Raw genomic sequence first — 21,995 nt, forward strand, 5'->3', positions numbered from 1 at the left:
CGGCTCAGATGGACTCCGCGAACTCCTCGCGGCGGGATTCGAAGAGGATCGAGGCGCCCCAGAGCAGCGCCAGCGAGAAGAGGGCCAGTGCCGCCAGGGGCAGGGGGTCCGGCAACCGGTGCTCGTAGAAGATGGCCTGGTAGGAGAGCATCAGGCTGGACATCGGGTTCACCACCAGCACCGCCGTGCGGACCCTCTCGTCGAGGATGGTGGAGGCCTGGTAGAGCACCGGCGTGGTGAAGAACCACATCGTCAGGATGTTGCCGACGATGTGCTGCAAATCCCGGAACGTGACGTTGATGGCGGCCAGGATGTACGTCATCGCCAGCGTGAAGATGAGCTGGATGAGGACCACCACCGGGAAGGCGATGACGTGCCAGGTGGGGACCTGGCCGTGGAACAAGCCCAGCCCCACCATCAGTGGCAGCGACAGCAGGTAGTTGCTGAGGTTCGTCAGCACCACCGTCGTGGGCAGCACCTGCGCCGGGAAGCGCACCTTCGTCATCAGGTCGCGCCGGTCACTGATGGCGCTCGCCCCCGCGCCCAGCGACGAGGAGAACCAGATCCACGGCAGGAGCCCCACGAACATGAAGTACGAGTAGTTCGGGGTGCTCGCCCGCATCACCACGGTGAACAGCAGCGCGTACACCAGCATGTGCAGCGTGGGATTCAGGAACGTCCAGAGGAAGCCCAGAAACGAGCCGCGATAACGCGCCTTGAGCTCCCGCTGGACGAGGCTGAGCAGCAGGCCCCGGTATTGGTACAGTTCTCGGACGAGGCGAATCATGAGGGGGCCCTTCTATAGCAGGGCCCGGGTGGGAGCGAGGCCGGCAGATGGCCCCGCACGCATCACCACCATGACGCAACAGGGCCGTCCGCCCACCGCTCGGGCAGGCCCACCACGCGCGCCAGCACTCCCATCCCCCAGGGCAAGGAAGCGTTGTCCCAGACGCGCCGCCATGCGGGGTCGCCGAGGACAAGACAGTCATGCGTGTGATTGAGCCAAAACAAAAAGGCCCCCTGGTTTCCCAGGGGGCCTTCGTATTGGAGCGGGAAAAGGGATTTGAACCCTCGACCCTCGCCTTGGCAAGGCGATGCTCTACCGCTGAGCTATTCCCGCATCAGGTACTGCGACTTCCCTCTCGTCCGCGCCCCGCGTCGGCGCCGCGTCCGAAGTGAGGTGGGGTATACAGAGGCCCTCCGAACACGTCAAACACTTTTCGCAGCCGACGTTTCATCCCCTCGCTTCGCAAGCATGGCGAGGAACGCGCGGAAGTAGACGACGGCGCTCCAGACCGAGAACGCGCCAGACAAGTAGACGAGCACCTTGCCCACGAGGTTGTAGTCCACCGGCGTGCTGAACGAGCCGAGCGTCAGCGGGTGCACGTAGTGAACGCAGAGTGAAATGATGCCCACGAGCTGGAGGGACGTCTTCCACTTCCCCTCCTGGCCGGCGGCGATGACCATGCCCTCGCTCGCGGCGATGGTGCGCAGACCGCTGACGATGAGCTCGCGCGCGAGCAGGACGATGACGACCCACGCGGCGATGCGCCCCAGCCGCACCATCATCACCAGCGCGGCCATGGCGATGAGCTTGTCGGCCAGCGGGTCCATGAACTTGCCGACGACGGTGATGAGGTTCCACTTGCGCGCCAGGTAGCCGTCCACCACGTCGGTGATGGAGGCGACGGCGAAGACCAGGCCCGCGAAGAGGGAGTTGAGCGGGTCCGCGTCGTAGAGGAACCAGACGAACGGAGGGATGAGGAGGATGCGTCCCAACGTGAGCATGTTGGGGAGGTTCCAGAACTCCTGCACCAGCACGCTGGGCTTGCGCTCCGCGCGCCGGCGCGCCCGCTCCTCCCGCTTGCGCTGCTTCCGGGTCGCTCGGTCCGTGGCCATGGCGCGCTCTTCTAGCGAACCCCGAGGGCGATGAGGGCAAAACCTTCGCCCCCCAGCTCCACCGCGGTGCGCAGCGACTCGCCGGCGGGGGACTTGAGCAGGGGCACGACCCGGGGCGTCAGGTTGCCCTGCCAGCCCACCAGGTGCGTCAGGGGCACCGTCACCGGCGCATCCGGGCGCACCTGCACCGAGCGCAGCGGCCCCGGCAGGCTGAGCAGCACCTGTCCCTGCCCGCGCAGGTGGACCAGGTCCAGGTCCGGGGCGATGTCCGACGGCACCCGGCCATTCTCGAACATCACCGGCTCCTCGAAGGCGAAGACGTTCTCGTCCCGGAAGTAGGCCGAGTCCTCGCCCAGGTCCACCACGAGGAAGGTGCGGCGCTCGGCGGGCTCCAGGTGGAGCACCCCGTGCCCCTTCGCCCGGACCATCCGCGACGGCCCTTCGCCAAAGGGCTTGTCCGTTGCCCGTCCCCGGAAGCGCTTCATCTCCGGCTGGAACGCCAACTGCCCCCGCAGCGCCACCACGCCATCCAACCGGGTCAACAGCTCCCCGTCCACCGCCACGCTGAAGCGCCCCTCGCCCAACACGAAGGGACGCCCTCCCCGCTCGTCATCCAGGGACAGCGAGGGCGCCAGCTCCGACAGCAGTGGCGCCGTGGACACCAGGGTCCCCGTCGCCCCCGGGGCGCTCGCGCCGGACACGCCCCGCCGAGGCGCGGCGGCGGCCTTCTCCGTCAGAGCGGCATCCGCGCCGCGCGCGGCGACCTTGGTGAGCTGCAGCTTCGTGAGGGGCACCGGCGTCGGCACGGTGGCCACATCCCGGGGCGCCTCGTCGCCGTTCGGAGTCGGAGCGGTGGCGGCGGGAGTCTCCTCCTCCAGGTCCACCGTCTCCTCGGGCGCGGCCGTGAGCACCGGACCGCCCTCGCCGTCGCTGTCGCTCAGCGCGCTCGGGCCCTCGTCCTCCGCGAAGCGGATCTCCTCATCCCTCGGCGCGGCGTCCACCGCGGGAGGCGGCGGAGCCACCTCGCGAGCGGGTGGAGGCACGGGGACCGGCGGGGGCAGCTCCGGACGCGCGGGGGGCGACACGGGCGCGGGCGTGGGCCGGGAGTAGTTCTCCCCGGCGATGGCGCGCGACATCTTGTCCGCCATCTGGTCGCTGCCCGCGAGCAGGAAGTGCTCACGCGCGCGGCCGTACTCGCCCATCTGCGCCAGGGCGAGGCCCAGGTAGTTCTGGGCCTTCTGGTGCTCGGGCGACAGGTCCGTGGCCGTCTCGAACTCACGCACGGCGCGCTGGAGCGCGTTCGTCTTGAGATACACCAGGCCCAGGTTGACCCGCAGCGTCGGGTCCACCGGGTTGTCGCGCACCAGCATCTCGTAGAGCTCGGCCGCCCTGTCGAACAGGCCGAGCTTGAAGTAGCAGAGCCCCAGGAGGTTCTGTGCCTTCTCGTTGCGGGGTTGGAGCTGGTGGGCTCGCTCCAGGAACTCCTTCGCCTCGATGACCTTGTTGGCGGCCAGCAGCTCGCCACCGCGCTGGAGCTGCTGGAGGAACTCGTCGTCAGCGGGGCTCGTCTCCGCCCGCCCCTTCACGCGCGTCGTCATTCTGGGATGTGGGCTCGCGGGGACCGCTCTCGGCGGGCCGCTCGCGCTCCTTGTAGTGGTAGTAGAGCTGGAGCACCTTGCGGACGTACCCCTGCGTCTCCTCGTAGGGGGGCACCTTGCCACCGTAGCGCTTCACCGCGTCTGGCCCCGCGTTGTAGGCGGCAATCATCTTCACCATGTCGCCGTCGAACATGTTGGCGAGCACGCGAAGGTAGCGCACGCCGCCCTCGATGTTGTCGCGCTCGTCGAAGATGTCCTTCACGTACATGTCCGACGCCGTCGCCGGCATCAGCTGCATCAGTCCGCTGGCGCCCTTGTGGCTGAGGGCATTCTTATTGAAGTTGCTCTCCGCGTGCATGATGGCGCGAACGAGCGCGGTGGGGATGCGGTAGCGCAGCGCCGCCGCGGCGATGTGCGGGTCCAGGTCCGGCGGCGTGTTCTTGCGTCCCACCGCCGGCGAGTTCTTCGCGGGCGCCTGGGCAAACGAGCCCTTCATCTTCTTCGCCGCCTTGGAGCCGGAGGGCGGGACGTTCGTGTAGACGATGGTCCCGTCCTTCTCCACGTAACGGTAGATGGACTCGGACGCTCCCGCCCACGACGGGAAGGCCAGCACGGCGAAGAGGCTGAGCGCGGGAATGGCACGCATATCGGCCCCCGAACCTTAGACACACGCAGGAAAGTCCTCAAGAAAACGCCTTGTTTCCGGCACTTACAGTCGTTAAGGCTGTCGGCCATGCCCCATCGGTTCGATTTTCTCGTCCTGGGAGGCGGCGTTGCGGGCCTCTCATTCGCCCTCCAGGCGGCCAGGCACGGCACGGTGGCCGTGCTGACCAAGCGCGAGCGAACGGAGAGCAACACCGCTTATGCCCAGGGGGGCATCGCCAGTGTGCTCGCCCCCACTGACAGCTTCGACGCCCACATCGAGGACACCCTCGTGGCCGGCGCGGGCCTGTGCCACCGGGACGCGGTGGAGGTGACGGTGCGAGAGGGGCCCGAGCGCGTACAGGGGCTGGTGACGCTCGGCGCGGAGTTCAACCGGCAGACCTCCGGCGAGTTCGACCTGACGCGCGAGGGAGGCCACTCCGCGCGCCGCATCATCCACTCGGGCGACATCACCGGACGCGAGGTGCAGCGCGCCCTGCTGGCCGAGTGTGACGCGACCCCCAACATCACCTTCTTCGCCAACACCGCCGCCATCGACCTCATCCTGGACCGGCGTCAGCCCAGGCCGGGGACAAGCCGGTGCGTGGGGGCGTATGCGCTGCAGGAGAACGGAAGCATCGAGCGCTTCCTGGCGAAGGTGACGGTGCTGGCGACGGGCGGCGCGGGCAAGGTGTACCTGTACACGTCCAACCCGGATGTGGCGACGGGTGACGGCGTGGCCATGGCGTACCGGGCGGGCGCGCAGGTGGCGAACATGGAGTTCTACCAGTTCCACCCCACCTGCCTCTATCACCCGGAGGCCAAGAGCTTCCTTATCAGCGAGGCACTGCGCGGCGAGGGCGGCAAGCTCAAGCTCAAGGGCGGGCAGACCTTCATGGAGCGCTATCACCCGCTGGGCGCGCTCGCCCCGCGCGACGTGGTGGCGCGCGCCATCGACGCGGAGATGAAGCGCACCGGCGACGAGTGCGTGTACCTGGACATGACGCACATGGGCCGGGCCTTCCTCACCGAACGCTTCCCCAACATCTACGCCACCTGCAAGGCGTTCAACATCGACATGGCGGTGCAGCCCATCCCCGTCGTCCCCGCGGCCCACTACCAGTGCGGCGGCGTGGTGACGGACCTGCACGGGCGCACCTCGGTGCCCGGCCTGTACGCCATCGGCGAGGTGTCCTGCACGGGCCTGCACGGCGCCAACCGGCTCGCCTCCAACTCACTGCTGGAGGGCCTGGTGTTCGGCCAGCGCGCCGTCAAGGTCGCCCAGGAGGAGCTGGCCTCCCTGTCCACGCCGGGCGAGGACCCACCAGCGTGGGACGCGGGCAGCGCGGTGGAGTCCGACGAGAGCGTCGTCGTCAGCCACAACTGGGACGAGATTCGCCGGCTCATGTGGAACTACGTGGGCATCGTCCGCACGGACAAGCGGCTGATGCGCGCGCGGCGCCGGCTGGAGCTGCTGCGCGAGGAGATTCGCGACTACTACTGGCGCTTCAAGGTGACTCGCGACGTCATCGAGCTGCGCAACATCGCCGACGTCGCGCTGCTCATCGTCGACTGCGCCAGCCGCCGCAAGGAGAGCCGCGGCCTGCACTTCACGCTCGACTACCCGCACCCCGACGACCACCACTGGCTGCGTGACACCACCCTTTCCCGGGAGCTGTGAGCGACATGTCCTCCGGACCGCGACACATCCTCGACGCACCGGGCTCCAGCCCTGAGCAGCGGGGAGGAGGCCATCCGTTCGGCACCCCGCCGCCGCCCCAGGCGCCTCAGCCCAAGCCGTGGGTCTGCTACGCCATCATCGGCATCTGCGTCGTGGTGTTCGGCCTGGAGGAAGCCGGTCAGCTCCCGTCGTTCAACTCCCGGGAGCTTCCGCTGGGCGCCCTGTATGGCCCCGCGGTGCAGGCCGGGCAGTACTGGCGACTGCTCGGAGCGGCACTCGAGCACGGCGGCATCCTCCACCTCGTGTTCAACATGTCCGTGGTGGTGACGCTGGGCTTCACGCTGGAGCGCGGCATCGGCAGCCTGCGCTTCCTCGGGCTGTCCCTCGTCACCGCGCTGGGTGCGTCCACCTTCTCGCTGCTCTTCAACTTCGACACACCCATGGTGGGTGCGTCGGGGATGATTCTGGGGTGGGCGGGCGCCATGCTGCCCATCGCCACGCGACAGGGACGCCGGGAGCTGGGCATCTGGCTGGTGCAGGTGGCGGTGCTCAGCCTGCTGCCCTTCGTGAGCTGGTCCGGGCACCTGGGAGGGTTCCTCTTCGGCCTGCCCTGTGGCGTGGCCCTGCGGCAGGGCCGGCAGGTGTACGCGCTCGCGCTGCCCATCATCCTGTTCCTCACGGCGCTGGTGGCCCTCTACGCGGCCCACCCCGAGCGGCACGGAGCGTTCTGACATGGACGTGCGCAGCATCTGCGTCTTCTGCGGCTCGCGGCCGGGCGCACGGCCCGAGTACGCCGAGGCGGCGACGGCCCTGGGCACCGAGCTGGGACGGCGCGGCATGACGCTCGTCTACGGCGGGGCGAGCGTGGGCCTCATGGGCACCGTGGCCGCCGCCACCCTGGCCGCGGGAGGCAAGGTGGTGGGCGTGCTGCCGCACTTCATGGGCGCGCGGGAGATTGCCCACCTGGGCCTCACGGAGCTCATCCGCGTGGACTCCATGCACGAGCGCAAGGCGCTGCTGGCCTCACGCTCGGACGCGTTCCTCGCGCTGCCCGGCGGCTTCGGCACGCTGGACGAGCTCTTCGAAATCATCACCTGGGCACAGCTGGGCCTGCACCAGAAGCCCATGGGCCTGCTCGACACGCTCGGCTTCTTCCAACCCCTGGTGACGCTCGCACGACACCTGGCCAACGAGGGCTTCGCGTCGCCGGAGCAGGCCCTGCCGTTCGCGGTGAGCGCGTCACCCCAGGAACTGGTGGACCGGATGCTCGACGGGCCCACGCTCACGGTGACGGAGAAGTGGCTGAAGCGCCCCGAGCAGACTTAAGCGACACGGGGCCGCGTGCTACTGCGCGGCCACCTTCATCTCCGCCTGCCCCAGCGACGAGGCGAGGCGGAACATCACCTGCTCCGTACCAGGGGGAATGACGAGCTGCCCGGTGGACATCACCGTGGGGAACTGCACCTCGTAGCCGACCCAGAAGACGCTGGTGTACGGGTAGTAGGCGCGCATCTCCAGGTCCGCGCGGCCCAGCCGGCGGATGCGCACCGGCGTCACCTCGCCCGCGGGCGTCACCAGCGCCATGCGCCAGATGGTCTTCTTGAAGTCGAAGTCGAGGTACCGGTAGTCGTTGACGTGCACGCCCAGGAAGAACTCGTGCACCTGCCCTGCCTCGGTGCGCTCCTCGGAGAGCAGTTGCTCCACCTTGGGAGGCGGCAGCACCTGGAAGGCCGCCTGCCGCTTCACCCGCGCCTCGCGGAACGCCATCGACTGGAGCGTCACCCCGGCGAAGAGGCGGGTGTCGAAGCCGTCGTAGATTTGCTGCTGGCCCGAGTACTTGTCGAGCAGGGCCCGGTAGGCCGCTTCCGCGTTCTCGTCGTGCAGCGTGGGGGCCTGCTCGCCGATGGTGGGAGGCGTGGTGGAGCAGCCGGACAACAGGCCCAGCAGCGCTCCCGTCGCGAGAAGCTTCTTCACGGAATGAAGTCCTTGCGGGTGAACAGCGTGGTGAGCCGGTGGCCCGCGGCCTCCACCGCTTCGCGTCCCCCCTCCAGTCGGTCCACCAGGGCGAACGCCCCCAGCACCGTCAGTCCCTCGGATTTGGCCCGCTCAATCGCCTTGAGCGTGGAGCCACCCGTCGTCACCACGTCCTCGACGATGGCCACCTTCGCGCCCGCGCCCAGCCCGCTCAGGCCTTCAATCCACTGGCCGGTGCCGTGGCCCTTGGGCTCCTTGCGGACGATGAACGCGGCCAGCGGATAGCCGGACAGGTAGCCGGTGAGGCTCACCGCGGACGCGAGCGGATCCGCGCCCAGCGTCAGTCCGCCCGCGCCCACCGCCTCGGGCGCCTCGCGGCGGATGGCCTCCAGGAAGAGCCGGCCGATGAGGAAGTGCCCTTCGGCCAGGAGCGCGGTGCGCTTGCAGTCGATGTAGAAGTCCGACTCCTTGCCGGACGAGAGCACCACGCGACGGCGCTCGAAGGAGCGCTCGGTGAGCAGCTCCAGCAGCCGGGCCCTGTCACGGGCGAACAAGTCGGACATCACTTCAACCCCTCCAGGTACGCCACCAGCTCGGAGGAGTACCGCAGTTGCATCAGCAGCTCCGCTCGGCGCGACTCATCCAGCGAGGTGAACACGTCCGCCAGCAGCGAGAGTTCCTGGTTGATGGTCCCCAACCGCTGCGACACGTCCGCCGCCAGCTCGTCGGCGTCGACCTCTTCTTCCACACCCTCGGGTGCCAGCTCGTCATCGGTGGCAAGCGCCTTGGCGAGCATGTCGGCCACGGCGGCGCTCAGCCGGCCCTGGGCTTCCAGCTGGTCGCGCTTGGCCTCCAGCACCTCGGGGCCCACCGGCGTGGCGTGGATGGCCTCCGCCAGCGACATGAGGAGCGCGTCCTCGTCCGACAGGTCCGTGTGCACGCGCGCTTGCACCGCGTCCCGCTTGAGGAAGCGCAGCGCGGCAACGCGCCGGAAGCCGCACACCAGCTGGTAGCTCTCTCCGCCCCGGGGACGCACGTCCACCGGGAACAACTGCCCCAGCCGGGCGATGTCCGTGGCCAGCCCGGACACGTCACCCTCCGGACGCAGCCGGTACGCCGACTCGTCCTCGAGCCGCTCCAGCGGCATCAGCACCGTCACCACTCGGCCGGCGAGACGCTCCTCCGGCGCGGCCAGCAGTTCGGGTCCCAACTCTTCCTCGTCGGCGGCACCCGACTCCTGCCCCGCGGAAGCCGCTGTCTCGGAGACACCTGACTCCACCCCGGCGGAAGCTTCCGTCTCGGACCGAGCCTCCTCGGAGGAGACAGTCCCCTCGGGGGCGGATGGCTCCTGCCTGGGCGCGTCATCGAGCCGCGACTCCGGCGGACGCTCCCTTTCAGACACTCCCGACTCCGACGTGGACTTCACCTGAGACTCTTCCGACACACCCACCGACGACTCCATGGCCCGCTCCGGTTCACCCGAGACGGGTGCTCCTTCCGCGGCGACACCCTGAGACTCCACCGAGCCTCCTTCCGGGGACACAGCCCCCGCATCCGTCGCGGTGACGGGGGCGGACTCCCCTTCCCCACCTTCGACGCGCGTCAGCTCCCGCGGCGCGGGCTCGCCCGGCGCGGAGTCCTGGGACCCACCGTCGCTCCGCGCCGAAACAGCCTCGGGCGTGGACGTCGAGCCACCTTCCGGAGAACCCGGCATCCCATCCTCTCCGTCAACCCTGTGCTCGGCGTCCATGGTGGCACCCCTGGTCTACCCACTCCCGCGCCACCGACTCCGGCGGCGCGGGAAGCGAGCTCTAGCGGGTCTTCTTCTTCACCACGACCTTCTTCTTGGCGCCAGCACCCAACGCGAAGGGCGTTGGCGGCTCGGCAGAAGCAGGCTGCTCCACGGGCGGGGCTACCGGACGCGTCTCGGCCCGGGGGGGCGGAGGCGGCGGCAGCGGCTTGCTCGCGGGACGGGCGGGCGCGGTGGGCGCCGGCGCGGGGCGCGCGGTCGCCGCGGGGGGCATGGGGCGCGCGGGAGGCGCGCTCGGACGCGCGGGAGGGGCGCTCGGGCGGGCAGGCGTCGCGGTGGGCCGCGTCACCGGAGCGGCGGGACGCGCCACCACGGGGCGCTCCGACGGCAGACGGCCGGGCTCCACGTCACCCATGTCCACGCGGCCGCGGAAGCTGGCGCCGTCCACGATGATGACGCGCGGTGCGTGGATGTCACCCACCATGCGTCCTTCGCGGGTCAGCTCCACGCTCTCGGTGGCGTTGATGTTGCCCACCACCACGCCGCTGACGATGGCGTTGCGCACCGCCACGTTGGCCTTCACCACGCCCGACGGCTCCACGATGAGGGTTCGGCTGAGCGTCAGCTCGCCCTCGACGCGGCCCCGGACGGTGAGGTCCTCATCGCCCGTCAACCGACCGCTGATGAGGATGGAAGGCCCCACCACGGTGTTGTTGACGTCGTTGTTACCGCTCAACTCCTTCGGGGTGGCCACGAATCAGCGCTCCTTCATGTCCATGTCGACGTTGCCCTTGAAGGAGGCACCATCGGCGATGAGGATGCGGGGCGCCTTGATGTCGCCCACGACACGGCAGTCCGTCTTCAGCTCGACCTTGTCGCTGGCGACGATGTTGCCCGTCACCCGGCCGGCGATCTCCACGTTCTGCGTTTCGATGTCCGCCTCGACGACGCCACTGCCCTCGACGTAGAGGCTCTCCTTGAGGGAGATCTTCCCCTTCACGGTGCCCTGGATGACCAGGTCCTCGTCTCCGGAAATCTCTCCGTCGATGACGATGCTCGAACCAATGACCGTATTCGCCATGAGTGTTGTCCGCCCTCTAGAAAGGTGTGTGCCGCGCCGTCAGCGCCGCGGCGTGAGCTTCAGATGTCGTCTGGCAGCCGGACGTCCATCTCGATGGAGCCGTTGAACACGGCGCCATCCTCGATGACGATGCGAGGCGCCTTGATGTCGCCGGCCACCTTGGCCGAAGCGTTGATGGCCACGCGAGTCGAGGCGTCGATGTTGCCGCTCGCCTCGCCGTTGATGGTCAACTCCTCGGCGCGGATGTCCGCCTGCACCTTGCCGGTGCTCTCGATGGTGAGGTGGTTCTTCAGGGCAATCTGCCCCTCCACCCGTCCCTCGATGACAAGGTCCCCACCGCCCGTGAGGTTCCCCTTGATGACGATGCCCTTACCGATGATGCCCGTTTCACCCGTTGCCATGCGGTGACCTCACCCAGAGCCCGCTCCTTCCGAGGAGCCGAGCGCTTTGATTATGTCAGAGATGCGCGGAGATCCAGCCGGAGATATCCCGGAACACCTCGGCGCGCCCCACCTCGTTGAGCGGCTCGTGCCTCATGCCGGGGTACTCCTTGAACTTCTTGTCCGCCGAGCCCGCCGTCTCGAAGAACACCCGCGCCGCCGCCGGCGCCGCCACCCCGTCCTCGGCTCCGCAGAGCACGAACAGCGGGACTTGAATCTTCGGCGCCAACAGCATCGCCTCCGCCTGGGCCTTCGTGGACTCGATGAACCAGCGAGGCGTGGCGATGGACAGGTACAGCGGGTCCTCCCGGGTGGCGCGCTGCACCTCCGGGTCCTTGGTGAGGGCTTCGATCTTCAGTCCGGAGGCCAGGCCCAGCCACGGCACCAGCGAGCCCACCGCGCGCGCCGCCATCACCTTCATGGCGGGCGGGGTCAACGCCAGCTTGAAGTACGGGCCCGACATGACCAGCCCGGACAGGCCCTCCACCTTGCGGCCACCGGCCCAGTGCGCCGCCATCAGCCCGCCATGGCTGTGGCCGAGCGCGAACGTCTTCTTGCCACCGGCCGCGCCGCGCACCCGCTCCCAGAAGACCTCCAGGTCGTCCACGAAGTACTGCCACTTCTCGCTGTAGGCGCGGCGGCCCTCCGCGCGGCCATGGCCCCGATAGTCGAAGCCGTGCACCGCGAAGCCGTCCGCCAGCAGCGCGTCCGTCACGTACTGATAGCGGCCGAAGTGGTCGCCATAGCCGTGCACCACCGCGACATGCGCTCGCGGTTCGGCGTCGGGAAGATGCGTCTTCCAGAAGAGCCGCGTCCCATCCCGGCCAGTGAAATAGCCCTCGTCGTGGCGAGCCATAGGCCCAGCAACTTAGCGGCCCGCCGCACCCATGGATAGCGCCTTGAGCTTGCGCTCCAGCGCCTCCCGCTGCCCCGGGGGCTCGGCGGACTCGGGGTCCAACGACAGCACCTCCAGCGCCCGGCGCCACGCACCCGCCGCATCCGCGCTCCGAGCCGCGCGCTGGTAGGCATCCCCCAGGTGCTCGAGGATGACCGGCTCGTCGGGCGACAGCGACGACGCGCGCTCCAGCGCCTCCACGGCGCGAGGGTAGTCCCCCCGCCGGAAGTACACCCAGCCCAGGGAATCCAGGAAGGCGCCGGTGTCTGGGCGCAGCTCCAGCGCGCGGAGCACCAGCCGCTCCGCCTCGTCCAGGTCCCGGCCCGTCTGCGCCAGCAGGTAGCCCAGGAAGTTGAGGGCCGCGGCATGGTCCGGCTCCACCTCCAGCACGGCCCGCATGCGCGCCTGCGCGCCTGCCACGTCCCCCTGGCGTTCGAATGCGGCGCCCTGCACGTACAGCAGGGCCTGGTCCTTCGGTGCGCGCGCCACGGCCTCGCGCAAAAGGGACAGGGCCTCCGCGCCCCGGTTCTGGCGCTGCAGCGTTCCGGCGAGCGCGTCGTAGAGCGAGGCGGAAGGCCCCTGTGCCAGCCCTTCCTTCAGCACGGACTCGGCTCGCGCGGGCGCCCCTCCCCGCTCCAGCGCGCGGGCGTACTGCGCGCGAATCTCCAGGTCCGACGGGGCTTGCTGAAGCGCGGCGCGCAGCAGCGCGAGGGCCCGGGGATGCTGCCCCGCGAGCGACAGGCACCGGGCACGGCGCACGCGGGCATCCGCGAAGACATCCGCGCTCTCGGGCACTCCCGCGAAGGCCTCCGCGGCGTCGGCGAAGCGCCGCATCCGCTCGTGCACCAGCCCCGCGTAATAGGCGAGCCGGGGCTCATCACCACTGGCCGCGCGGGCGGACTCCAACACCTCCGCGGCGGCGGTGTGCTCACGCTCGGCCAGGTAGCTGAAGGCCACCCGCACCGCGGTCTCCGGCTCTCCGGAGAGGGACAGGAGCCGGTCGAAGTACGCCCGGGCCCGCACCACGGAGCCCGCCTTCAGCGCCGAGCGGCCCGCGGCCAGCAGCACCTCCTGGCTGTCCGGCTCGTGCTCCAGGGCCCGGGCCAGCGTCTCCTCGGAGCGCGCGGGCCGCCCCGTCTCCTCGTACAGCTTCGCCAGCGTGCCCAGCACCTCCACGTCACCGGGGTCCCTGGAGGCGGCCTCCGTCAGCAGCCGCTCGGCCCGGTGGGTGTCTCCGCGCTCGGCCAGGGCCAGCCCCAGGCGCCGGTATCCAGAGGCCTCGCCCGGCAATGCTCGCGCGAGGGACTCCACCACCTTCACCGCCTCGGCGGGGGAGCCCGACTCCAGGTAGAGCTGCGCGAGGACGAGGTAGGCCTCGGGCTCGCGAGGCTTGAGCGACATGGCCCGGCGCAGGTGCAGGCGGGCGCGGGTGAAGCGGCCCGACTCCAGCAGCACGCGCCCGAGCAGGACGTGGGCCGGGTAGTACGCGGGAGCACGCTCCACGGCGCGGCGCAGCTCCCGCTCCGCCTTGTCCAGGTCTCCGAGCCGGGCGTACTCCTCCGCCAGGCGGGTGAGCAGCAGCGGGTGTCCGTCATCCGTGGCGAGGGCCAGGCGCAGCGCGTCCACCGAGCCGCGGTGGTCCCCCGCATGGTGCAGCAGCCGCGAGCGCAGGTAGTGGGAGTAGCTGGCCGACGAGGAGAAGGCCCCTTCGTCCGTGGCCGCCGCATCCATGGCCTCTTTCATCGCCTCCCGGTCCACGCGCGGGCGGCGGGACGGGGGCGCCGCCGCGAGGGCACCAGGCCCCCACAGGGCGGCGAGCAGGACGACGGCGAGGAGGCGAGAGGGGCTCACGCAAGACGAAGTCTAGCGCGGCCCCGAGCGCCGTGCAGGTGCCTCAGCCCTCCGCGGGAGGTGGGGCCCCCAGCTTCTCCAGCAGCTTCTCCACCGGGTCGCTGTCCTGGCTCACGTCCGCCACCGCCGAGCGGTACTCGGTGTCCGTCGCCTTCTCCACATCCGGCATCAGCCGGCCGATGACGGTGCGAGCGGCCTCCGCGTTGCACTCGGGCAGGACGACGACGAAGACGCCCCCGCCCAGGTGGGAGATGGCATCCGGGTGACGCACCCGCTTGCGCATGACGTCCGCGATGTTGCCGGGAACGGGCTCCACCGGACGTTCCGGCCGCAGCACCGCCAGGCTCAGGGCCCGGTGGTAGCGACGGCTGCGCGCCAGCTCCTGCTCCAGTCGCAGCAGCAGGCCTCGCCGGTCATGCAGCCCCGTCGTCGGGTCGCTCCCGGTGCGACGCTGCAGCGGCGACCCCGAGCGCTCCTGCTGCTCGCGCTCGCCCTGCCGCAGCTTGAGCGCGCGGTCCGTGCGGTTGAGCAACTCCACCGCGTTGAACGGCTTGCTCATGTAGTCCACCGCGCCCAGGTTGAGCGCGCGGACCTTCTCCGCGACCCCCTGGTGCGCGGACAGCAGGATGACGGGGATGTGCGCCGTGTCGGACGACGACTTCAGCGCCATGGCCGCATCCAGCCCGTCCAGCTTGGGCAGGAAGACGTCCATCACCACCAGGTCCGGCCGCTGCGCGCGCGCCCGGGCCAGGCCCTCCGCTCCATCTCTCGCCACCTCCACGCGGTACTTCGAGCGCAGCACCTCCGACAACACGGCGGCGATCTCCGGCTCGTCCTCCACCACGAGGACGCGCGGCTGCTCGTGCACGCTGGTCGCCGCGACGGGCGGACGCGGATTGCGCGGCGCCTCCTGCGCGAGCGGCAGGGTGAAGACGAACAGACAGCCATGCTCCGGCGGGCTCTCCGCCCAGATTTCTCCGCCGTGCAGCTCCACGAACTCCTTGCAGATGGCGAGCCCCAGCCCCGTGCCCTTGCCACCGTGGCGGTAGCGGTCGAACACCAGGTGCAGCTCGTCCTGCGGAATGCCGACGCCGTCGTCCTGCACGCACACCTTCGCCGCGTCACCGTCGGGACGTCCCAGGCGCCGGGTGGACACGACGACTTCGCCCGCGTCCCGCGCATGGTGGATGGCGTTGGTGATGAGGTTCTGCAGCACCTCGTGCAGCTTCACCTCGTCGCCGATGAGCATCAGGCTGTCGGGGCAGTCCGCCCGCAGCGACACGCCGCGCTCGGCGGCGAGAATCTCCAGCTCGTTGACGGCGTCGCGGCACAGCTGCGCCACGTCCAATACGCGAGGCTCGATGGACAGCCGCGCCGCCTCGCCCTTGCCCTTCTCCAGCAGCGATTCGACGAGGCCGAGGATCTTCTTGCCCTGGCGAATCATCGCCTCGGCGGACTGCTTCTGCTGGGACTCCAGCGGACCTTCGAGCAGCAGCCGGCCGTGCCCCAGCAGCACCTGGAGCGGGGCGCGCAGGTCATGGCTCACCACCGCGATGATCTCATCCTTGAGGCGGTTGAGTTCCTTGAGCCGGCGGTTGGCCTCGAGCAGCTCGTGGTAGCGCTCCACGTAGGCCATCTCCAGGTCTTCGCGCTTCTTCTTCACCGCGGTGTGCAGCCGCGCGTTGCGGATGGAGTTGGCCAGCACACCGGCCACGGCCTGGGTGAACTCCTGCTCGTCGCGACCGAAGGACGCGTCCATGCGAGAGACGCGCAGGAACAGCGCGCCCAGGAGGTCGTCCTGACAGATGAGCGGCTGCACGAGGATGGACTTCACGCCCAGCGGGACGAGGGACGTGCGCACCTCCGCCATGAGCGGATCTCGCTGCGCCTCCTCGATGAGCACCGGCTCTCGCGTCTCCAGCGCGCGGCGCAGCTCCGGATAGCGCGCCACTTCGATATCCAGTTGCACGAGGCTCGGGTCTTCCTGCGTGGCCACCACCCGGCCCGTGCGGGCATGGCTGCCCTCCACCAGCACCACCGAGCACCGGTCCGTCCCGGTGACACGCCCCACCTTGTCCACCGCGATGCGGAGGATCTCCTCCAGCTCCAGCGAGCTGGTGGCCGCCTGGGTGATTTCCAGCAGCATCCCCATGCGCAGGCGGACGCGCTCCTCGCGGTCCCTCAACCGGCCGGCCCGCAGCGCGGCCTCCAGGCGGGGCACCACCTCGTCGGCGCCGCGAATCCAGTCGTCCACGGCCAGGCGCTTGAAGGCCTCCGCGGACCGGCTGCGCCCCAGGTCCACCAGCACCGGCAACCGCTGAAGGCGCTCCACCCGACGCAGGGACTCCAGCAGCTCCGCCGCGCGCTTCGCCGTCACCGACAGCAGGACGACCTCCGGCTGCAGCGAATCCGCCACCTCCGCGAGGCCGCTCTCCCGTTCGGCCGACGCGCAGTGGTAGCCGCTCGCGGTCAGCCGCTCCATCAAGGCGTCGCCGGACTCCTTCCCGGCCACCACCAGCACGCGTCCCCGCTGATCCGCCTGCATCTCGACTCTCACAGTGAACCTCTCGCCAACCGGGCCCGGACCAGGACTCGATGGGGAGGCTGCAAAAACCCGTTGAGTGCGTAAGGGTTCATGGTTCGGATCCCGATCATGCCGCTGATCACGTCCGTGGGCCAGAGCGGCGCACATCCGGAGACGGCGGTAACTGTGAGTGGAGACGCGGATGCGCCACGCCCATCGTGGCTTTCCCGCACGAACGTCGAAGGTGCTCCTCGCGGGCTCCCGCGCCGCGCCCACCGGGTGCTCCGAGTGGAATGGGCGCGCGGAACAGCGCCGGGCGAAGAACCTTCCCAGGTCCTTGACGCGCCAGCGCCGGTCGCCCGGTCGGGCGCCGTCCATTCAAGCATCCATCCGGCCCTCATCGCTTGCTCCCACCCGTTTCCGTATCACCCTGGCTTCGCGGATTTACCGGCCTCCACGTACGGAGTATCGGCGGCTATCACGTCACGGGCCTGTCAAGGGCCGCAATCGACGCCTGCCCCGGCCTGCGGAAGCGTTTCGGGAGGGGGGATGATGCCGGGAATGGTGCGAGCGAGGTAGAGTGCGGTGCCATGCTCCACCCTCCCGTGACTCGGCGTGCATGGCGCACCGCCCTCGTTCTCGTCTCCAGCCTGGCCACCGCTTGCGGCGATGATCCGCCGCCGCCCACGCCGGATCCCCCCCAGGTCGCCTTGACGGTCCTCGAAGGGAACTCCGCGGGGACGTCCCTCAAGCTCAGCGTCACCGTGTCCGGCTGCGAGAAGGTCGCCACGCTGAACATGTACGACCGCACCACCTTCCTCAAGGCGTTCCCCTATGGGAGCGGCGCCACCCCCGTGGAGCTGCTGGCGTCGGACATTCCCTACGCCAACCCGCTGGTCGGCATCGCCGCCAGCCTGTCGCTCACCGCGGAGGTGGTGTGCGACGACGGGCGGAAGAACACGTCCCTTCCCCAGCCCGCCACGTTCTTCCCGGTGGCCCGGGTGGTGGAGGATCCCCAGGGCGCCCAGGTCTACTCCACCCCGCTCGCCATCGACGGCACGGGCGCCGGGATGACCTTCCTGAGCTGCGCCAAGACGACCACGGGCGGCCTGGAGACGATGTACCGCCACAACTCCGCGGGCAGCGGGGCCTCCGCCCTCCAGGTCCCCACCCTCTGCAACGCGTCCACGGTCATCACCCCGCGCCACGCCGTCACGCGCAAGCGCTGGGTCTGGACGCCGGGCTACGGCGCCTTCGCCGTCGGCGACGACTTCAAGATTTCGTCGCGCACGCCCATCGACCTCAAGGTCGAGGATTTGACCGTCATGCCCAACGGCGACGCCGTCATCCGCTCCGAGCCTGGGCCCATCTACCGCATCACCCACGACACCACGGACGGCCTGGGCATCGGCGTCACCCGGTGGAAGTACACGCGGGAGATTTCGGTCGGCGACCCCATTGGTGACCTCGTGGTGCGCAGCGACGGCCGGGTGCTCGCCGCCAGCCACATCGCCTACAGCGAGAACCGCTCGGACGTCATCGTCGAGGAGCTGGACGGCGGCACGGATTCCGCGGGCGGAACGCTGCAGGCCACGCGCATCATCCGTCAGCTCTTCACGTCCAACACCTCCACGCCGCTTCCGGTGGGCTCGTTCAGCCCGGATGGCAGCATCCTGTACCTGGGCTTCGCCCTGCCCGAGGACAAGTCGCAGGTCCTCGCGTGCGTCGCGACCCTGGATGGCTGCGAGGGCGCCGCGTCGAAGTGGGCCACGGGCGTGCTCACCGGTCAGGTGAAGCAGATCGCCACATACGCCAACGGCAACCGCGTGGCCGCCGCGACGACGCAGCGCGTGTGGCTGCTGGATGCGACCACGGGCGTCATCCGCAACCGGGAGAGCCGCTCGGTGGACGCCAACGGCGCGCTCCACGTGAAGTTCCTGCTCCCGGCGAACCCCTCTTCGGACCTGTTCTTCCTCAACGGGCCGGCCGCGCAGGGGCAGACGGTGACGTTGCCGGTGGAGCTGGTGGGCGTGGATCAATCTTCGGGCAGCGTGGCCGAAGGTCGCGAGCTCTTCCGCTACCAGGTGCCCGTCTCCATGGGCGCCGCCTTCGACGACACCGGCCGGCTCTGGATGCGCACCGGACTCAAGCTGCTCCAGCTCCAGCCCTCTTCGCAGTACCGCAGCGCCCGGCCGTAAGGACCTTCGGGAAGGGCGCGGCGCACACGCTCCGCCCTACCCATCCGAGCACTCACGGGCGGACTCAGGGCCGCTCGGCGACCAGGAGGGCTTCGACGTTGCCGGCGGGCCCCGGCACGGGGGAGTCCATCAGTCCCCGCACGGTGAGGCCCTGCTCGCGCACGAAGGCCGTCACGGTGTCGATGGCATCCTGGCGCGCGGCGGCGTCTCTCACCACGCCGCCCTTGCCCACCCGGTCCGGCCCCACCTCGAACTGGGGCTTCACCAGCGCGGCCAGCAGGCCGCCTGGCTCCAGGAAGCGCAGCACCGAGGGCAACACCTGGGTGAGCGAGATGAAGCTGACGTCGATGACGATGACGCCCACCTTCTCCGGCAGGTCCTCGTCCGTCAGGTAGCGCGCGTTGACGCGCTCACGCGAGCGCACCCGGTCATCCTTCCGGAGCTTCTCGTGGAGCTGGCCGTAGCCCACGTCGATGGCGTGGACCCGCACCGCGCCGTGCTGGAGCAGGCAGTCGGTGAAGCCTCCCGTGCTCGCGCCGATGTCGGCGGCCACCTTCCCGCGCACGTCGAGCCCGAAGCGGTCGATGGCCCCCTTCAGCTTCAACCCTCCGCGAGAGACATAGGGAAGCACCTCGCCCTTGAGGCGCAGCTCGGCCTCCACCGGGATGAGGGAACCGGGCTTGTCCACGCGCTGGTCATCCACCACCACCAGCCCGGCGAGGATGAGCGCCTGGGCCTTGGTGCGCGACTCGGCCAGGCCGCGCTCCACCACCAGCACGTCCACCCGCTCCTTGCGAGGCTTCACGGTTCGCTCCTCTCCAGCAGCGACAGTCCTGCCCGCCGGAGTCCCGCCGCGTCCAGCCCAAGCTCCGCGCGCTGCACCCGCGCGTCCCCGTGGGGCATGAAGGTGTCCGGCATGCCCAGCACCCGCACCCGCGCGTGGACACCGCGCTCCGCGTAGAGCTCCAGCACGGCGCTCCCCAGGCCCCCGCGCACCGTCCCCTCCTCCGCCACGACGACAGGCCCGTGGGAGGCGGCTTCCAGCAGCGCGGCCTCGTCCAGCGGCGACAGGCCCCGAGCGTCGAGCACGCTCCACCCAGGCTCATTCCGAGCGGCTTCCAGCGCCGCCAGGCCCAGCGGGCCCAGGGTCACCAGCGTCAGCTCCGGACGCTCGGCGCGAACGAGCCAGCGCGCTCCCCGCACGGGCGCTTCTTCCACCCGCACTTCGGGAGGCAGCGCGGGCAGCGTGCCCCGAGGAAAGCGGAGGACGGAGGGCCGCGACGATTGGAGCGCGGTGGCGAGCATGGGCGCGAAGTCCTCGCCCACCACGGGCGCCCACAACGCGAGGCCCGGGAGCGGACGGAGCGAGGCCACGTCGTAGGTGCCCTGGTGCGTGGCGCCGTCCGCGCCCACCAGTCCCGCGCGGTCCACCGCGAAGACGACGGGCAGGCCCGGCAGGCACACGTCGTGGATGATCTGGTCATACGCGCGCTGCAGGAACGTGGAGTAGATGCAGCACACGGGGCGAGCCCCCGCGGCGGCGAGTCCCGCGCAGAAGGTGACGGCGTGCTGCTCGGCGATGCCCACGTCGTGTACGCGGTCCGGGAAGCGCGCCTTGAGGGCATTGAGCGCGGAGCCCTCCAACATCGCGGGCGTCACCGCCACGACGCTCGAGTCGCGCGCCATCGCCTCTTCCAGTGCCCACGCGAGCGCCTCGCTGTACGTGCGGTGGCCTCCGCGCGAGCGCACCAGCTTGCCGTCGCGCCACTCGTACGGGCCCATGGCGTGGCCCCGCGTCTGCGCGTCCGCCTCCGCGGGAGGGAACCCCTTGCCCTTGAGCGTCAGCGCATGCACGACCACGGGCCGGGACGAAGCACGGGCCTCGCGCAGCGCGTGCACCAGCGCGCCCAGGTCATGGCCATCCACGGGCCCCAGGTACGTGAAGCCCAGGCCCTGGAAGAAGTCGCGCGCGCCCCGGGTGCGCAGCAGCGAGGGAATCGCGCCCACGTTGGCGCTGATGGACATCTGGTTGTCGTTGAGCACGACGACGAGCGGCAGGTGACTGCCTCCCGCGTTGTTGAGGCCCTCGAAAGTCAGCCCTCCGGTCAGGCCCCCATCCCCGAGCACCGCCACCACGTGGCCCCGGTGGCCCAGCATCCTGCGGCCCTCCAGCAGCCCCAGCGCCGCCGACACCGCCGTGCAGGAGTGGCCCGCCAGCAGCGCGTCATGCGGACTCTCGCGAGGGTCCAGGAAGGGCGCCACGCCACCGGCCTGCCGCAGCGTGTGCATGCGCTCGCGCCGCCCGGTGAGCAGCTTGTGCGCGTACGTCTGGTGACCCACGTCGAAGAGAATCGCGTCGGTGGGCGAGTGAAAGACGCGATGGAGCGCGACGATGAGCTCCACGGCGCCCAGGGAGGCGCCCAGGTGGCCGCCCACCTTCCCGCAGATGGAGATGATGTCTTCCCGGAGCTCCTCGCACAGCTGGGGCAGGTCCGCTTCGGGAAGCGCCCGCACATCGGTCGGAGAGGCGATGCGTGCCAGCAACTGCTGCGCCATCAGGACTTCCGCTCCACCACGTAGCGCGCGAGCGCCGCCAGCGGTCCATCCTCGCCTTCGAGCGGACGCACCGCTTCCACCGCCAGGGCCACCTGCTCCTCGGCCATCCGCCGCGAGGCGTCCAGCCCCACCACGGCGGGGAACGTGTGGCGCCCCGCCTCCGCGTCGGCGCCCGCCGGCTTGCCGAGTTGCTCGCGCGTGGCCGTCACGTCCAGCACGTCGTCGGCGATCTGGAAGGCCAGGCCCACCGCGTCACCGTAGAGCTGCGCGCGGACCAGCGACTCCGCGTCTCCACCGCCCGCCAGCGCGCCCATGCGACACGCCGCGCGGATGAGGGCCCCCGTCTTCAGCCGGTGCATCCGCACCAGGTAGTCCAGGACGGCGGGACGGTCCTCCGCGGTGTCCAGCACCTGTCCACCCACCATGCCCGCAGCGCCCGAGGCCACCGCCAGCTCCCGGCACAGCGCGCCCCGCACGGGCTCCGGCCCGTCGCCGAGCAACACGAAGGCCTCCGTCAAGAGCGCGTCGCCCGCGAGGATGGCCATCGCCTCGCCGTACACCTTGTGGTTGGTGGGCCGGCCGCGGCGAAAGTCGTCGTCATCCATCGCCGGCAGGTCGTCATGCACCAGCGAGTACGTGTGGACGTACTCCAGCGCGCAGGCCGCGTCACCGGACACGGGAGACACCAGGGAAGCGCGCGCCACCGTGTCCGCGAAGGTGAGGCACAGCACGGGCCGCAGCCGCTTGCCGCCCGCGAGCAGCGAGTAGCGCATGGCCTCCACCAGCCGGGGAGGCGCACCAGAGGAAGCGAGCCGGTCCGCGCGCTCGAGCAACAGCGATTCCACCCGCGCCTGCTGGGTGCGCAGGAAGGTGTCCAGGTCGAAGTGGGCCAAGCGTCGGTGCTCC

The 21,995-nt window shown here is 70.2% G+C and carries 20 protein-coding genes and 1 tRNA gene; 4 read left to right on the top strand and 17 right to left on the bottom strand.

Going from position 1 to position 21,995, the window contains the following annotated elements:
- Positions 1-4: 4 nt before the first annotated feature.
- From HUA74_RS20315 to HUA74_RS20335, 5 genes are all read right to left on the bottom strand, one after another.
- Complete coding sequence (locus HUA74_RS20315) at positions 5-787, bottom strand: ABC transporter permease (protein WP_141648699.1); 783 nt, start codon at positions 785-787, stop codon at positions 5-7.
- 258 nt (positions 788-1,045) lie between these two features.
- A tRNA-Gly gene (locus HUA74_RS20320) sits at positions 1,046-1,120 on the bottom strand.
- Positions 1,121-1,209: 89 nt separating this feature from the next.
- Positions 1,210-1,899: a CDP-diacylglycerol--glycerol-3-phosphate 3-phosphatidyltransferase gene (gene pgsA / locus HUA74_RS20325; protein WP_141648698.1), complete on the bottom strand. Its 690-nt coding sequence runs from the start codon at positions 1,897-1,899 to the stop codon at positions 1,210-1,212.
- 11 nt (positions 1,900-1,910) lie between these two features.
- Positions 1,911-3,497 (bottom strand): tetratricopeptide repeat protein, encoded by a 1,587-nt coding sequence (locus HUA74_RS20330; RefSeq protein ID WP_174455829.1) that lies wholly within the window; start codon positions 3,495-3,497, stop codon positions 1,911-1,913.
- Positions 3,454-4,143, bottom strand: a complete 690-nt coding sequence (locus HUA74_RS20335; RefSeq protein ID WP_174455830.1) for a lytic transglycosylase domain-containing protein — start codon at positions 4,141-4,143, stop codon at positions 3,454-3,456. Before HUA74_RS20335 ends, HUA74_RS20330 begins: the two co-directional genes overlap by 44 nt.
- A gap of 87 nt (positions 4,144-4,230) precedes the next feature.
- On the opposite strand from HUA74_RS20335, the gene nadB reads away from it, so the two are divergent.
- Genes nadB through HUA74_RS20350 form a run of 3 tightly spaced genes read left to right on the top strand, consistent with a single transcriptional unit; the run spans position 4,231 to position 7,146 of the window.
- Complete coding sequence (gene nadB, locus HUA74_RS20340; RefSeq protein ID WP_174455831.1) at positions 4,231-5,820, top strand: L-aspartate oxidase; 1,590 nt, start codon at positions 4,231-4,233, stop codon at positions 5,818-5,820.
- A 5-nt stretch (positions 5,821-5,825) separates the two neighbouring features.
- Entirely contained in the window at positions 5,826-6,551 is a 726-nt protein-coding gene (locus HUA74_RS20345; RefSeq protein ID WP_174455832.1) for a rhomboid family intramembrane serine protease, read from the top strand.
- 1 nt (position 6,552) lies between these two features.
- Complete coding sequence (locus HUA74_RS20350) at positions 6,553-7,146, top strand: TIGR00730 family Rossman fold protein (RefSeq protein ID WP_174455833.1); 594 nt, start codon at positions 6,553-6,555, stop codon at positions 7,144-7,146.
- Between the two features lie 18 nt (positions 7,147-7,164).
- Here the strand turns inward: HUA74_RS20350 and HUA74_RS20355 are convergent, their stop codons facing one another.
- From HUA74_RS20355 to HUA74_RS20395, 9 genes are all read right to left on the bottom strand, one after another.
- Positions 7,165-7,794, bottom strand: coding sequence for a hypothetical protein (locus HUA74_RS20355; protein WP_174455834.1), 630 nt, complete (start codon positions 7,792-7,794; stop codon positions 7,165-7,167).
- Entirely contained in the window at positions 7,791-8,357 is a 567-nt protein-coding gene (gene pyrE, locus HUA74_RS20360) for an orotate phosphoribosyltransferase (protein WP_141648692.1), read from the bottom strand. The genes HUA74_RS20355 and pyrE overlap by 4 nt, the downstream gene beginning before the upstream one ends.
- Positions 8,357-9,544, bottom strand: coding sequence for a ParB/RepB/Spo0J family partition protein (locus HUA74_RS20365; RefSeq protein ID WP_174455835.1), 1,188 nt, complete (start codon positions 9,542-9,544; stop codon positions 8,357-8,359). Before HUA74_RS20365 ends, pyrE begins: the two co-directional genes overlap by 1 nt.
- Before the next feature lie 61 nt (positions 9,545-9,605).
- On the bottom strand, positions 9,606-10,298 hold the full coding sequence (gene bacP, locus HUA74_RS20370; RefSeq protein ID WP_174455836.1) for a bactofilin BacP: 693 nt from the start codon (positions 10,296-10,298) through the stop codon (positions 9,606-9,608).
- Between the two features lie 3 nt (positions 10,299-10,301).
- Complete coding sequence (locus HUA74_RS20375; RefSeq protein ID WP_002636698.1) at positions 10,302-10,625, bottom strand: polymer-forming cytoskeletal protein; 324 nt, start codon at positions 10,623-10,625, stop codon at positions 10,302-10,304.
- A 59-nt stretch (positions 10,626-10,684) separates the two neighbouring features.
- Entirely contained in the window at positions 10,685-11,026 is a 342-nt protein-coding gene (gene bacN / locus HUA74_RS20380; RefSeq protein ID WP_141648417.1) for a bactofilin BacN, read from the bottom strand.
- Between the two features lie 55 nt (positions 11,027-11,081).
- Entirely contained in the window at positions 11,082-11,921 is an 840-nt protein-coding gene (locus tag HUA74_RS20385; protein ID WP_174455837.1) for an alpha/beta hydrolase, read from the bottom strand.
- A gap of 12 nt (positions 11,922-11,933) precedes the next feature.
- The gene (locus HUA74_RS20390) at positions 11,934-13,811 is read right to left on the bottom strand and encodes a tetratricopeptide repeat protein (RefSeq protein ID WP_174455838.1); all 1,878 of its coding nucleotides are present in this window, start codon (positions 13,809-13,811) and stop codon (positions 11,934-11,936) included.
- 43 nt (positions 13,812-13,854) lie between these two features.
- Positions 13,855-16,356 carry an ATP-binding protein gene (locus HUA74_RS20395; RefSeq protein WP_141648420.1) on the bottom strand — a complete coding sequence of 834 codons (2,502 nt, stop codon included), beginning with the start codon at positions 16,354-16,356 and terminating at the stop codon, positions 13,855-13,857.
- A 569-nt stretch (positions 16,357-16,925) separates the two neighbouring features.
- On the opposite strand from HUA74_RS20395, the gene HUA74_RS20400 reads away from it, so the two are divergent.
- Positions 16,926-18,533: a hypothetical protein gene (locus HUA74_RS20400; RefSeq protein ID WP_174455839.1), complete on the top strand. Its 1,608-nt coding sequence runs from the start codon at positions 16,926-16,928 to the stop codon at positions 18,531-18,533.
- A gap of 64 nt (positions 18,534-18,597) precedes the next feature.
- Here HUA74_RS20400 and HUA74_RS20405 read toward each other — a convergent pair whose 3' ends face one another.
- The 3 genes from HUA74_RS20405 to HUA74_RS20415 are packed head-to-tail and all read right to left on the bottom strand — an operon-like array spanning position 18,598 to position 21,982.
- A complete protein-coding gene (locus HUA74_RS20405; RefSeq protein WP_141648422.1) occupies positions 18,598-19,338 on the bottom strand; it encodes a TlyA family RNA methyltransferase in 741 nt (246 codons plus the stop codon).
- Entirely contained in the window at positions 19,335-21,089 is a 1,755-nt protein-coding gene (locus HUA74_RS20410) for a 1-deoxy-D-xylulose-5-phosphate synthase (RefSeq protein WP_174455840.1), read from the bottom strand. Before HUA74_RS20410 ends, HUA74_RS20405 begins: the two co-directional genes overlap by 4 nt.
- A complete protein-coding gene (locus tag HUA74_RS20415; RefSeq protein ID WP_174455841.1) occupies positions 21,089-21,982 on the bottom strand; it encodes a polyprenyl synthetase family protein in 894 nt (297 codons plus the stop codon). Before HUA74_RS20415 ends, HUA74_RS20410 begins: the two co-directional genes overlap by 1 nt.
- Between the last annotated feature and the right edge of the window lie 13 nt (positions 21,983-21,995).

The organism is Myxococcus sp. CA051A, assembly GCF_013336705.1.
In the GTDB taxonomy this organism is placed as follows: domain Bacteria; phylum Myxococcota; class Myxococcia; order Myxococcales; family Myxococcaceae; genus Myxococcus; species Myxococcus llanfairpwllgwyngyllgogerychwyrndrobwllllantysiliogogogochensis.

Coding starts and splice junctions, on each gene's coding strand:
- HUA74_RS20395 (WP_141648420.1), bottom strand. CDS start 16,356: ATGCAGGCGGATCAGCGGGGACGCGTGCTGGTGGTGGCCGGGAAGGAG.
- nadB (WP_174455831.1), top strand. CDS start 4,231: ATGCCCCATCGGTTCGATTTTCTCGTCCTGGGAGGCGGCGTTGCGGGC.
- pyrE (WP_141648692.1), bottom strand. CDS start 8,357: ATGTCCGACTTGTTCGCCCGTGACAGGGCCCGGCTGCTGGAGCTGCTC.
- HUA74_RS20410 (WP_174455840.1), bottom strand. CDS start 21,089: ATGGCGCAGCAGTTGCTGGCACGCATCGCCTCTCCGACCGATGTGCGG.
- HUA74_RS20330 (WP_174455829.1), bottom strand. CDS start 3,497: ATGACGACGCGCGTGAAGGGGCGGGCGGAGACGAGCCCCGCTGACGAC.
- HUA74_RS20345 (WP_174455832.1), top strand. CDS start 5,826: ATGTCCTCCGGACCGCGACACATCCTCGACGCACCGGGCTCCAGCCCT.
- HUA74_RS20315 (WP_141648699.1), bottom strand. CDS start 787: ATGATTCGCCTCGTCCGAGAACTGTACCAATACCGGGGCCTGCTGCTC.
- HUA74_RS20335 (WP_174455830.1), bottom strand. CDS start 4,143: ATGCGTGCCATTCCCGCGCTCAGCCTCTTCGCCGTGCTGGCCTTCCCG.
- HUA74_RS20385 (WP_174455837.1), bottom strand. CDS start 11,921: ATGGCTCGCCACGACGAGGGCTATTTCACTGGCCGGGATGGGACGCGG.
- pgsA (WP_141648698.1), bottom strand. CDS start 1,899: ATGGCCACGGACCGAGCGACCCGGAAGCAGCGCAAGCGGGAGGAGCGG.
- HUA74_RS20375 (WP_002636698.1), bottom strand. CDS start 10,625: ATGGCGAATACGGTCATTGGTTCGAGCATCGTCATCGACGGAGAGATT.
- HUA74_RS20400 (WP_174455839.1), top strand. CDS start 16,926: ATGCTCCACCCTCCCGTGACTCGGCGTGCATGGCGCACCGCCCTCGTT.
- bacN (WP_141648417.1), bottom strand. CDS start 11,026: ATGGCAACGGGTGAAACGGGCATCATCGGTAAGGGCATCGTCATCAAG.
- HUA74_RS20365 (WP_174455835.1), bottom strand. CDS start 9,544: ATGGACGCCGAGCACAGGGTTGACGGAGAGGATGGGATGCCGGGTTCT.
- HUA74_RS20350 (WP_174455833.1), top strand. CDS start 6,553: ATGGACGTGCGCAGCATCTGCGTCTTCTGCGGCTCGCGGCCGGGCGCA.